Annotated in this window: 10 protein-coding genes; 5 read left to right on the forward strand and 5 right to left on the reverse strand. The window is 69.5% G+C overall.

Annotated elements, in window-relative coordinates:
* Positions 1-33: 33 nt before the first annotated feature.
* The 4 genes from EV192_RS14800 to EV192_RS14815 all read left to right on the forward strand — a co-directional run bounded on the left by EV192_RS14800 (position 34) and on the right by EV192_RS14815 (position 8,021).
* Positions 34-699, forward strand: coding sequence for a TetR/AcrR family transcriptional regulator (locus EV192_RS14800; RefSeq protein WP_165960390.1), 666 nt, complete (start codon positions 34-36; stop codon positions 697-699).
* Between the two features lie 169 nt (positions 700-868).
* Positions 869-3,154, forward strand: coding sequence for a beta-glucosidase family protein (locus EV192_RS14805; protein WP_243726846.1), 2,286 nt, complete (start codon positions 869-871; stop codon positions 3,152-3,154).
* A 398-nt stretch (positions 3,155-3,552) separates the two neighbouring features.
* Positions 3,553-5,316: an HSP90 family protein gene (locus EV192_RS14810; RefSeq protein WP_132115558.1), complete on the forward strand. Its 1,764-nt coding sequence runs from the start codon at positions 3,553-3,555 to the stop codon at positions 5,314-5,316.
* Positions 5,313-8,021, forward strand: coding sequence for a hypothetical protein (locus EV192_RS14815; protein WP_132115560.1), 2,709 nt, complete (start codon positions 5,313-5,315; stop codon positions 8,019-8,021). Before EV192_RS14810 ends, EV192_RS14815 begins: the two co-directional genes overlap by 4 nt.
* Positions 8,022-8,024: 3 nt before the next feature.
* Here the strand turns inward: EV192_RS14815 and EV192_RS14820 are convergent, their stop codons facing one another.
* The gene (locus tag EV192_RS14820) at positions 8,025-8,381 is read right to left on the reverse strand and encodes a YciI family protein (protein WP_481729064.1); all 357 of its coding nucleotides are present in this window, start codon (positions 8,379-8,381) and stop codon (positions 8,025-8,027) included.
* Between the two features lie 27 nt (positions 8,382-8,408).
* Positions 8,409-8,828: a MarR family winged helix-turn-helix transcriptional regulator gene (locus tag EV192_RS14825; protein WP_207926057.1), complete on the reverse strand. Its 420-nt coding sequence runs from the start codon at positions 8,826-8,828 to the stop codon at positions 8,409-8,411.
* Positions 8,829-8,896: 68 nt separating this feature from the next.
* Here EV192_RS14825 and EV192_RS14830 point away from each other — a divergent pair, with 68 nt between their 5' ends.
* Complete coding sequence (locus tag EV192_RS14830) at positions 8,897-9,298, forward strand: PaaI family thioesterase (RefSeq protein WP_132115566.1); 402 nt, start codon at positions 8,897-8,899, stop codon at positions 9,296-9,298.
* Here EV192_RS14830 and EV192_RS14835 read toward each other — a convergent pair.
* Genes EV192_RS14835 through EV192_RS14845 form a run of 3 tightly spaced genes read right to left on the reverse strand, consistent with a single transcriptional unit; the run spans position 9,288 to position 11,871 of the window.
* Positions 9,288-10,049: a class I SAM-dependent methyltransferase gene (locus EV192_RS14835; protein WP_132115568.1), complete on the reverse strand. Its 762-nt coding sequence runs from the start codon at positions 10,047-10,049 to the stop codon at positions 9,288-9,290. The genes EV192_RS14830 and EV192_RS14835 overlap by 11 nt on opposite strands.
* Positions 10,050-10,070: 21 nt before the next feature.
* Positions 10,071-11,282, reverse strand: a complete 1,212-nt coding sequence (locus tag EV192_RS14840; protein WP_132115570.1) for an FAD-dependent oxidoreductase — start codon at positions 11,280-11,282, stop codon at positions 10,071-10,073.
* Between the two features lie 16 nt (positions 11,283-11,298).
* Positions 11,299-11,871, reverse strand: coding sequence for a TetR/AcrR family transcriptional regulator (locus tag EV192_RS14845; protein WP_132115572.1), 573 nt, complete (start codon positions 11,869-11,871; stop codon positions 11,299-11,301).
* Positions 11,872-11,928 lie beyond the last annotated feature (57 nt).

Consider the following 11,928-nt stretch of genomic DNA (forward strand, 5'->3'; position numbering starts at 1 on the left):
GCAGTACTGCTGCCAAGATGTAGGATGACCCCCGTGGCCGCCGACGTCAAGACACCCGACCCGGACCGCGCGAGGCGCTACCAGTCAGCCCAGCGCGCGCAGTCCGCCGCCCAGACCAAGGCCCGTATCCGCACCGCGGCAGCCGAGCTGTTCGTCGAGCGCGGCTACGTGGCCACCACGATCCGCGACATCGCCCGCGCCGCAGGCGTCGGCGAGCGGACCGTCTACGCCGCTTTCCCCGGCAAAGCGGACCTGTTCCAGCACGCCCTGGACGTGGCCACCGTGGGCGACGAGGAACCGGTCGCGGTAGCCGACCGATCGGAGATCCAGGCAGCCCTCGACCAACCTGACCCCCACACGGTGATCAACCAGACCATCGGCTATACGGTCGCCCTGTTCGAACGAGCCGGCGACCTGATCATGGTCACGGTCCAAGCCGCCGACGCCGACCCGGACATGCGAGCCGCAGCCGATGCCGGTTCCCAAGCCACGCAACAACTCTGGCTGACCCTCACCGAAACGCTGCACGGCATGCACGCCCTCCGTGCCGGCCTCACCGCCCAGTCCGCCGCCGATATCCTCTACGCCCTGGCCTCACCACACGTCCACCAACTCCTGCGCCGGCACCGCGAGTGGACGAGACAGCGTTACCACGACTGGCTGACCGACGTCGTCACCGAGCAGTTGCTCGAAGCGTGACCAGTCCCTTTCCCCGGGTTATCGTGGACGATTGTGGGAGCGCTCCCAACCTCGCTCGACACCGATCACTGTGGACACTCGAATCCGATGGACGGATGTCATGAGAATGCGTGGATTGTCCAGAACCCTCAGATTGTCCGGTGCTGGTTTATGCCTTGCTGGCGCTGTCGTGGTCGCGCCGTCCGGGGCGGTCGCGGCGCCGCAGGGTGACTACCTCAACCCGAACGCGCCGGTGTCGTTCCGGGTGGCGGACCTGCTGCGCCGGATGACGTTGGCGGAGAAGATCGGCCAGATGGACCAGATCGTCACGGGTTCGCTGCGGGACACCGCTGACCCGGCCGACGGCATGTGCCGCAACACGGGCGGCAACAAGGATCCGCTCCAACCGAGCTGTCTGGAGAACGTCCTGGTCAGGAACTTCACCGGGTCGATCCTGGCGGGTGGCACGGACAACCCGGTGAGCAACACCGGCCACGGCTGGGCCGAGTGGTACAACACGATCCAGCACTACGCGATCGACCACACCCGGCTGCACATCCCGGTGATCTTCGGGGTCGACGCGGTGCACGGCTTCGGCCATCCGTTTGAGGCGCCGTTGTTCCCGCAGTCCATCGGGATGGGCGCGACGTGGGATCCCACGGTGGCAAGGATCGCGGGCGCGGCGACCAGCCGGTCGCTGGCGGCCACCGGGTGGACGTGGGACTTCGCGCCGGTCCAGGACCTCTACCGGGACAACCGGTGGGGCCGCGCGTACGAGACGTGGTCGGAGCAGCCCGCGCTGAGCGCGGCGATGGGTGGCGAGTTCGTCACCGGCCTGCAGGCAACGGGTCAGGCGGCCGCGACCGTCAAGCATTTCGCCGGGTACTCCGAGTCGATCAACGGCCATGACCGGGTCGAAGCCCAGCTGCCGATCCGGTACCTGCAGGACGTGTTCCTCCCGTCCTACGCGGGCGCCATCGACGCGCACGCCGCCGCGGTGATGGCGGATTCCGGCTCGGTCAACAACATCCCGGCCACCGCGTCCCATTTCCTGCTCACCACCGAGCTGCGGGAACGGCTGGGCTTCCAGGGCGTCGTCATCAGTGACTACGGCGACGTGCCGGCGCTGGCGGCCAACTATCATGTGGCCGCCGACTTCGCCGGTGCCATCGCGAAAGCCGTGAACGCCGGGGTCGACATGTCCATGACGCCGTCGGACTTCGTCGGTTGGAACACCGGGCTCGCCCAGGACGTCCAGCGGGGTCTGGTGTCGGTCGACCGGATCGACCAGTCGGTACGGCGCATCCTGCGGCTGAAGTTCCAACTGGGCCTGTTCGACCATCCGTACGTCGACGCGGGCAAGGCGGACGCGACCGTGACCGCCGGCCGGGACGCCGCGCTGACGGCGGCCCAGGAATCCATTACCTTGTTACGCAACGAGAACAACGTGCTGCCGCTGAAGCCGGGCGCGAAACTGGTGGTCACCGGACCCAGCGCGGACTCGATGACCAACCAGCTCGGCGGCTGGAGTGTCAGCTGGCAGGGCGTGTTCGGCGCCGGCCACGTGTGCTGCGTGGGGCCCGCCGACCAGATCCCGCCAGGCACAACGGTACTGAAAGGCTTGCAGGCGGCCGATTCCGCAACGACCTACGCGCCCGACCAGGCGTCTGCGGTGGCCGCGGCGCGTGACGCGGACGCGATCGTGGTCGCGGTGGGGGAGAAGGCGTACGCGGAAGGTCTTGGCGACAACCCGGCCCCCGCACTGCCCGCCGACCAGAAGGCCCTGATCAGCGCGTTGCAGGCCACGGGCAAACCGGTCGTCGTCGTGGTGGTCGCCGGCCGCCCCCTCGGCCTCGGCCCCGCCCGCACCGCGCCAGGCCTCCTGATGGCGTACCAGGGAAGCACCGAAGCGGGTACAGCCGTGGCCGACGTCCTGTTCGGCAAGGTGAACCCGAGCGGACGGCTGCCGGTGAGCTGGCCCTCCGAGGCGGACACCCCGGGCGCCGACTTCTGCGGCACCTGCCCCTCACCTCTCGGTGACCAACCCAAGGTCCTCGACCAGCTCCCGGACACCGCCGGCGGAGCCGGACACAACTACAACCCGTTGTACCCCTTTGGTTTCGGCCTCAGCTACACCACCTTCACCACCACCAACCTCACCGTCACCAACCCAGTCCGCCGAACCGTCACGGTCAGCGTGACCGTCACCAACACAGGCACCCGTGCCGGTACCCAGGTCGTTCCCGTCTACGTACACCAACCGGTCAGCGACGTCCTTGTGCCACCGCAACGGCTCGCGGCCTTCACCCGGGTCACGCTCAACCCAGGCGAGTCCCGGACCGCGCAGGTGTCGTTCCCGACCTCGGTCCTGGCCGTGACCCCGGGCGACGTCGACGGCACGGCCCGTCCTGACGTCGAACCCGGCGCCTACCAGGCCCAGGTCGACGCGATGACGGCCGGTTTCGCGATCCGATAGCCACCCGTCGAGATCCGGCACGGCGAACCCCGGTTCGGTGGGCCGTGCCGCGATCTCGAGTGCTGTTCGGCGCCCTTTTTCCCGCACAACGGATACGGGTGTCGGTGCAGATAGTCAACCCCGCCCGTGACCACTCGGATAAATGATCAGGCGGTCGCCTTCGCGGAGCCGAGTCCGGGCTTTCCCGGCTGGTCGGCGCCGTCATCGGGAACTCTGCGCAATGCCGCCACTGTGCGTCGGAAATTCGCCGCCGTCATTGTCGATCACAATGATCGGCAATTCTCTCAACGGACGTGGCCCGGCCCACATGAGGTGCTTGATCGGATCGTTCTGCTACAACAGTCCCCTGTGCCCGTCGCGTTGTCTACGATGTGGATCACTCCTGGGGAAGGGCTTCAATGGAACGGACATTCCAGGTCGACCTGCGTGGCGTGGTCGACCTGCTGAGTCATCACCTGTACGCGAGTCCCCGCGTCTACCTGCGGGAACTCATGCAGAACGCGGTCGACGCGATCACCGCGCGGCGCCTTGTCGACCCGGGCGCGCCTGGCGCGGTGGCGATCGAACCTGGCGAAGGCACTCTGCGGGTGCACGACACGGGCATCGGGTTGACCGAGCCGGAGGTGCACGAGCTGCTGGCGACCATCGGGCGCAGCTCCAAGCGGGACGACCTGGGGTTCGCGCGACACGAGTTCCTCGGCCAGTTCGGTATCGGCTTGCTGTCGTGCTACCTCGTCGCCGACGAGGTGCATGTCCTGACAAGGTCGGCGCGCGGCGGCGCGACCGTGGCGTGGACCGGGTTCGCGGACGGCCGGTACACGGTCGCCGCCGCTGACACCGAACGGACGGAGCCGGGGACAACGGTCACGCTCGTCGCGCGGCGTGGCATGGCGGACTGGTTGACCACGGCCACCGTCACCGACCTCGCCACCAGGTTCGGCAGCCTGCTGCCGATCGACGTCACGGTCGCGGGCCGACCAGTGACCGAAGGCGCCCTGCCGTGGCGCGCGCGGCACGCCAACCCCGCGGCGCGTGCGGAGGCCCTCTCCGCATACTGCCAACAGTTGTTCGGGTTCACGCCGTTCGACGTGATCGACCTGAACGTCCCGGAGGCGGGCCTGTCCGGGATGGCGTTCGTCATGCCGATGTCGGCCAACCCCGCGGTGCGCGGCGGGCACCGCGTCTACCTGCGGCGGATGTTGCTGGCCGACGACGTCGAGAAGTTGCTGCCGGAATGGGCGTTCTTCGTCCGGTGCGTGGTGGACACGGCCGAGTTGCGGCCGACCGCGAGCCGGGAGGAGCTGTACGAGGACGACCTGCTCGCCGACACCCGGGCCGCGATCGGCGTACAGATCCGCGACTGGCTCGTGCGCCTCGCCAGCACGGACCCGCAGCGCCTGCACCGGTTTCTTGCCGTGCACCACCTTGGCGTGAAGGCGTTGGCCCGGCACGACCTGGAGATGCTGAAGATCGTCGACCAGTGGTGGCCGATGGAGACGAACTGGGGTCCGCTGACCCTGGCCGACTTCCGCCGCCGGCACCCGGTGATCCGCTACACGGCGACCGGCGACGAGTTCCGCGAGCTCGCCGCGGTCGCGAACGCCCAAGGCATCGGCCTGGTGAACGGCGGCTACACGTACGACATCGAGATCATGAAGAGCCTGCCCGGGTTGGATCCGGCGATCCAGGTGCGCCGGCTCGACCCGAGCGAGCTCGCCACCCACTTCGAGGAACCGGACCCGCAGACGCAGATGCGGCTGCGACCGCTGCTCTCGGCCGCCGCGACGGTGCTGGAGCCGTTGCACTGCGCGGTGCTGCCACGGGCGTTCGAGCCGGCGTCGCTGCCGGCGCTGTACCTGGTGGGCAGGCAGGCCATCCAGGCCGAGGAGATGCGGTCGGCCCGAGCGGCGTCGACCGGGCTGTGGTCCGACGTGCTGTCCACAATGGACGAAGGAGCGCCGGCCCGGCCGCAGCTCGTGCTGAACCTGCGCAGCCCGGTCGTCCGCCGGATGGTCGAGCTGCCCGACTCGAACCTGGCCGGCCTGGCCGTCCAGGCGCTGTACGGGCAGGCGTTGCTGCACGGCCACCATCCGTTGCGGCAACAGGACAGCGCGCTGCTCAACCAGTCCTTTGTGGGCCTGCTGGACTGGGCGATGCGATGAGCAGGTCCGAACCCGAGCTGTGGACGGCCCTGGAGCAGGCCGACGAGATGGACCACGGCGAGGCCCAGCAGGCCATCATGGAGGACGTCGTCCGGCACGCCGACGCCGGCGGCTTCCCGCGACTGGCCTTCGCCGCCCGCCGGGGCCTGGCCAGCGCGTACAGTGTCGATCGCCAGTGGCACAAGGCTTTTCCCCTGTTCGCGCGGTGCCTGGCCGAGTACGACCAGCGGCCGTGGCAGTTCGGCCCGGAGGAGGACTGGTCGCTGCGCAACTGGTACACCAGTATCGCGCAGTCGATGGCCGAGTTCCCGGACGTCACGCTGGCCCAGATCTACGGCGCGTTCGAGGACATGGAACGCCGGTTCCGGGCCGGCGGGCACAGCCTGGTCGACGTGCACGCCGCCCGCCGTTGGGTGGCGCAGCTGGCCTGCGACTGGGCCGAGGAGGAACGCTGCTACCAGGCGTGGATCGCCGCGGGTGGCGCGAATCCCCGGTCGGTGTGGGATTTCGAACCCGAAGTGGAACGGCTGGTGCTGCGCGGTGACGAGACGTCGCTGGCCAAGGCCCGAGAGATCGCCGCGCCCGTCCTCGCCGGGCAGATCGGTTTCGACGAGCCGCCGGTGCCGATCCAGTGCCTGATGCTTGTGCCACTGGCGAAAGCGGGCGCGTACGCGGACGCGGCGTCGGCGTACCGACGGTCGGGACGCTCGATGGAGTACGGCGTCTACCGGTACGAGTACAGCGGGATGCGGATCGAGTTCTGTGCGTTGACCGGCAACGAGGACGCCGGGCTGCGTGAGCTGAAACGACGGCTGCACGGCTTCCCTACGTTGAACCGGCCGAACGGGAAGATGGAGTTCGCCACGTCCGCCGCTGTCCTTTTGGGACGGTTGGTGGCGGTTGGCCGCGGCGGCGAGATGGTGGGGTGCGTGTGCGGCGAGGAACCCGCGGTGCCCGCCGCCAAGCTGCGGGACGACATGTCCGCGATCGCGCTGGACCTGGCCACCCGGTTCGACCACCGCAACGGCACCACCGCGCAGGGCGACCGGATCAGGCGCAAGCTCACCCTCCAGCCGGTCGCGGACTTCGTGCCGCTGACCCCGACCAGCCGCAGGCGCAGGCGGAACGTCCCGGCCGGCCTTCAACCTGAGCAGGCTGTCGAGCGCGCGGAGTGGCACTTGCGCGCGTACGAGGGCGACCTCGCCGTCGAATACCTGGATTCAGTGGCCACACCGCCGCATCTGGCCGCGCGGGTCGCTGAGATGCGCGCTGTCGTCAACTGGGACGAAGCCGCGGAGCCCGCTCTGCGGTGGGCGGCGGACCAGCACCGCAACGCCGGTGACCACCGGCGATACCTGCTGTGCCTGGCGTGGCTGGGTCGTTGGCTGGCGGAGTACGAGCGGGGCAAGGAAGCGCTGGAGCTGACCAACTGGGTGGTCGCGGAGCTACACAAGACCGGCGACGCGTGGGGGATCGCGTACGGCGAGCTGCGGCTGGCGCAGGTGCTGGTGACGTTGGGCAAATCCGCGTGTTTCCCGGCGATCGAACGCGCGGCCCAGTTCGCCGCGACGGCCCGTGACCCGTTGGCGATCGGCGTGATCGCGACCATGGAGGCCAGCTGGCGGTACGCGGAGTACGAGGACGCGGCCCGCGCGATCCCGTTGGCCACCATGGCGAAGGACGTGCTGATGGCGGCCGGGTCGTTCGCCAAGACGCTCGACAGTTTCGACGTGCTCAAATCCGCGTGCGACGAAGCCGCCTTCGCCGGAATCGTGCGGAATCAGTTGGCCAACCTGCCGCCCAACACGCATCCACGCGTCGTGGCGTACCTGCGCTACGAACGCGGTCGTGGGCTGCTCGCGGAGGACCGGCCCGCCGACGCGATCGCCGACCTGACCGAGTCCGTGGCCGAGTTCGCGGCCACCGAGGACGACTATCCGGAGCAGTGGTACCACTTGTCCGTCGCGTGCCATGCCGCCGGCCGGTTCGACGAGGCCGTCACCGCGGCGACCACGGGCGCGGTGTGGCTGCAGAACGTGCGGGGCGAGCTGGACGAGCCGACGATGGCGGATGTCTGCCGGTTCATCCTGGCGGACAGCTCCTACCAGCTCGGCGAGGCCGAGGCCGCGGTCGACCACTACGACGAGCTGATCGAGAACGCACGGGCGGCCGGCAACCTGCCGATGGCGGCCCGCGCGTTGACCACGTGCGCCGAGATCCTCAGCGAACTGGACCGGGACGCCGAGGCCGCGCCCAGGTTCGGTGAGGCGGCGGACCTCCAGGTGAAGATCAACGACCAGGCGGCCGCCGGGTACTGCCGCTGCATGCAGGCCATGTGCCTGCAGTGGGCGGGCGACTCGAACGGGGCGCTGGCCACGCTGAGTATCGCCGAGCACGGGATCCGTGCGATGCCCGACGCGACCGCGATGACGTGGGGATACCTGGGCCGGGCGGCCGCGACGATCCTGGCCATCCAGGGCCGCGGCCCGGAGGCCGTCCAGCACGCGGCCCGCGCGTCCACCGCCTTCCACCAGGCAGGCGCTGTGGTCCTCGCCGTCCGGATGAACATCCTGCAGGCCGACGTCCTCACCAAGGACGGCCGGCCAGACCTGGCCGAACCGGCGCTGCGCTCCGCACTGGCGCTGTGCCCCGAACCCAGCCAGCTCCGCACCGCCGTGGAGAAGCTCCTGGCCGGTCTGCGGTGACCGTCAGACCGGGAAGTTGTTGACCTCGGGCACCACGGCGACCGGTCGTACCTCGATGTGCCCGACGGCCGCCATCGGGCAGAGCGCGGCCAGCTCCAGCGCGTCGTCCATGGTGGGACAGTCGAGGATGTAGTACCCGCCCAGGTGCTCGTGGGTTTCGGTGAACGGGCCGTCGGTGACCAGCGTCTGCTCGTCACGCACCCGCACGCTTTTCGCCGTGCTCTCCTTGAGCAGCGGGTGGCCGCCGACCAGCGCGCCGCGACGCCGGCACTCGTCCACGAACGCGTTCACCTGGACCACCGCGTCCTCGAACCTCGGGTCACCGGGCTCCGGGCGGTCGCAGTTGTAGATCAGCAGCATGTAGTACACAGATCCTCCGTCTGTCGGTCACGACTGCCATTCGGCGAGCCGGCCCAACACTGCCACGGCCTGGTCGAAGCCGTCGGCGCCGAGCGCGGCCAGCAGTTCGGCGTTGAACTCGGCCATCTCCGGCCGCACGCGGGTCAGCGCGCGGGTGCCGGCGGGGGAGAGGTGCAACGCCATCGCCCGGTACTGGCGGGCGTGCGGGCGCCTGGTGACCAGGCCGGCGTCGATCAGGCGGGCCACCATCGCGGTGATCGCCGACTCCCGCTGGCCCAGCTCGGCGGCGAGTTCCTGCTGGGTCACGCCAGGCTGGTCGTGCACGACGAACAGGGCGCCGAGCTGGGCGGTGGTGATGCCGGCCGCCGCCACGCACCGCCGGTCGGCGCTGACACGCAGCTGGTGGGCGGCGCGCTGGAGCAGGAAGAACAGGCGCTCGTCGGGCATGCGCCGAATCTTGACAGGTCGGTCACGTGCCGTCATCCTCACTTCAGTAGTGAAGTGAGGAGACTGGGGTGGACTTGGACTTCGCCCGGAAGGGGCTCGCCAGCCAGCCGTTCAGTGCCCTGCTCGGCGCCCGGCTGGTGGCCTTCGGCGACGGTGTGGCTGTGCTGGAACTGGACATCCGGGACGAGCTGAAGCAACAGAACGGCTACCTGCACGGCGGGGTGCTCGCGTACGCCGCCGACAACACGTTGACCTTCGCGGCCGGGTCGGTGTTGGGGCCGTCGGTACTCACGGCCGGGTTCAGCATCGACTATGTCCGACCCGGAACCGGAGCACTGCTCCGCGCCGAGGCGAACGTCGTGCAGGCAAGCCGTTCCCGGGCCACGTGCCGGTGCGAAGTGTACACAGTGGACGATGACGGGCTGCAGTTGTGCGCGTTCGCCCAAGGGACAGTGATCGTCACGCGGTAATCGGGAGCCGCAGGTGCACGGCTGTGCCGACGCGCAGCAACTCCACGGTCGTCGGTACGGTGTGCGCCAGGGCACGCAGCGGGCGCAGCCGGGACTGGCCGAGATGGAACGCCAGCTTCGACTGCTCCACGTGGGTCACCTGGAACCGTCGCGCGAACGCCGTGTCGTATTCCGCCCGTGGCCGGTAGAAAGTCCGTTCCGCGAGGAATGGCCCCATCGCCTTCCACCAGTCGTCGAAACTGGACGTCGTGTCGGCGTAGTACGCGTGGGGATAGAACAGCTTCGCCCACGCCTCCCGTCGTTCCACCGGCAGCCGGTGGATCAGCGGAACGCCGAGATGGGCCTCCCGCAGGAGTTCCAGGGTGGGGAACAGGTGCAGGTGCACACCGCCCGGCCGGGTCACCCTGGCCAGTTCGTCGATGGTGCCCGCCAGGTCGTCGACATGCTCGAAGACCTGGTTGGAACAGACGAAATCGAAGCTGTCGTCGTCGTACGGCAGCGGCCTGCCGGGCTCCAGCAGCCTGATCCGCTCCCGGGTGGCGGGCGGAATGGTCTCGTGCTCGTCGCGCGCGGTTATCTCGCCGTCGCCGTAATAGGTGTCGGCTCCCCAGAAGTCCCCGATGCCCTCGTTGAGCGAGTGGCTGATGACACGTCCGGCGCCGCAGCCGAAGTCCAGCGCGGTGAGCACACGGCTACTCCGCGACGAGAGTTCGGTGTAGCGGTCGAACAACCAGTTTTCGTTGGGGACCACACGGCAATGATTTCACAACACTTAGTCAGCGAACACGGCCCGGCGCAGTGGCGCGACCCTGCCACACACGCGGAAGAACGTCCGCGCGACTGCTCGGACCGTGCGACTGCGCAGGATGGCCAGACGCAGGTACATCGTCGCCGCACGGACCGCGCCGAAACCGTGCTTGAGCATCGCGCGCTCGTACTCGGCGACGGCTTGGAGCAGGTCTTTCCCACCCCGGTTCACCAGGGCGTGGCGCAGCGCGTTCGCGTCGTACAAGGCGGCGTTGCCACCGAGCCCGCCGACCGGCGGCATGAAGTGGATCGCGTCGCCCAGCAGGGTCACGTTGCCGGTGGACCACGGTTTCACCGGCGCCGCGGCGGCGAAGTCGAACTGCTCCACGGTGTCCGCCGGGGTGTCGGCGATCAGCCGGCGCAGGTCCGGATGCCAGTCGCGGACCCGGGGAGCGATCACGTCGAGCAGCTCCTGGCCGCGCTTGCCGGACGTGCCCGCGGGCAAAGCGCGCTGATGGGCGACGTAGGCCCACATCACGTAGTCGTCGTCCATGCCGCTCTCACGCTGGCGGAACACCGCGGTGAACAGGAAGTCCCGCTGCGGCAGGATCATGTTCTTGGCGACGGTCACCTCCTCGGGCAGCCACGCGGTTGCGTCGCCGAGCGGCATCTTGCCGCCGATCCCGACCCCGGGCGCGCTGCGCTCGGTGGCGTGCGGGAGCAGTTGGCGCCGCACCCGTGATCGTGCGCCGTCCGCGCCGACCAGCAGATCCCCAGTAGCCGACGTGCCGTCCGCGAACAACGCGGTCACTGTGCCGTCCGCATTGGGCCGATAGCTCTTGAACTCCTTGCCGAAGTGCACGATGTCGTCCAGGCCGTCGAGCAACAACCGGCGCAACGTGATTCGGCTGACCGCGTGGGTGCGTTCGGCCGGGCCGCGTTCGGCGGACTGATCGTCCTCGCGCATCAACAGTTGCAGCCGTTCGGTGCACACGCCCATGCCGCGCCCCGGATCACCGGCGGTGGCCACCAGGATCTCCCACAGGTGCGGCGGGAGGCAGTCGTGCAACGCCCGGCTGCCCACCGGCTCGATGTTGAGCCGATATCCCTGCAGCCGCGCGTCCGGCGTCGCGTCGCGTTCGTAGACGGCGACATCGATGCCGGCCGCGTGCAGACCCTGCGCCAGGCACAGGCCGCCGATGCCGCCGCCCACGATGATGACGCGCAGTGTGGACATGACGTGTTCCTCCAGGTCAGGCACGGATCAGCAGCCGTTCGAGCAGTTCGAGGACGTTCAGTGCGCGGTCCGGGGTCAGGCTCGCGCCCTTGACCGTGGCGATGATCAGCTCGGCCCCGGTGTCCGGGGTGACGCCGGTGACCAGCGCGCCTGCCTCGGCCGCGGCGGCCAGGAGCGTGCGGAGCGAGTCGCGCCAGCCCTCCTCGCGGGCGGCGATGATCGTCCGCAGCTCGGGGTCGCGCCGGGCGCGCAGGTCCAGTTCGCGCAACACCACGTGCAGTTCGGGCTGCTCGGCGATCTTCCGGCCGAGCGTGGCCAGGTGCCGGCGCAGGCGGTCGGCCGGGCCGCCGTCCGGCGGCGTGGTCGACCAGAACTGCCGGGTGGTGTGGTCCACGACCGCCACCACCAGGTCCTGCTTGGTGGCGAAGTGGTGGTGGATGGTCGAGTGGTCGATGCCGGCCGCCGCGGCCACGTCCCGCAGCCGCAGGCCCTCGAACCCGGCTTCGGCCAGGCGTTCGTACGCAGCGCTGACCAGCGCGTCCCGGCGTTCCGGGCCGGCCGGCGGGCGGCCTCGTCGGGCAGCGGACATCCGGGCTCCTTTAATTCACCAACCACTTGGTGGATTAATAGCACGTGGGTCCGCGGG

The sequence above is a fragment of the Actinocrispum wychmicini genome, assembly GCF_004345645.1.
Classification (GTDB): domain Bacteria; phylum Actinomycetota; class Actinomycetes; order Mycobacteriales; family Pseudonocardiaceae; genus Kibdelosporangium; species Kibdelosporangium wychmicini.

Excerpts from the sequence above, each read along its gene's own strand:
- EV192_RS14810 (WP_132115558.1), top strand. The coding sequence starts at position 3,553 with ATGGAACGGACATTCCAGGTCGACCTGCGTGGCGTGGTCGACCTGCTG.
- EV192_RS14815 (WP_132115560.1), top strand. The coding sequence starts at position 5,313 with ATGAGCAGGTCCGAACCCGAGCTGTGGACGGCCCTGGAGCAGGCCGAC.
- EV192_RS14820 (WP_481729064.1), bottom strand. The coding sequence starts at position 8,381 with ATGCTGCTGATCTACAACTGCGACCGCCCGGAGCCCGGTGACCCGAGG.
- EV192_RS14825 (WP_207926057.1), bottom strand. The coding sequence starts at position 8,828 with ATGCCCGACGAGCGCCTGTTCTTCCTGCTCCAGCGCGCCGCCCACCAG.
- EV192_RS14840 (WP_132115570.1), bottom strand. The coding sequence starts at position 11,282 with ATGTCCACACTGCGCGTCATCATCGTGGGCGGCGGCATCGGCGGCCTG.
- EV192_RS14845 (WP_132115572.1), bottom strand. The coding sequence starts at position 11,871 with ATGTCCGCTGCCCGACGAGGCCGCCCGCCGGCCGGCCCGGAACGCCGG.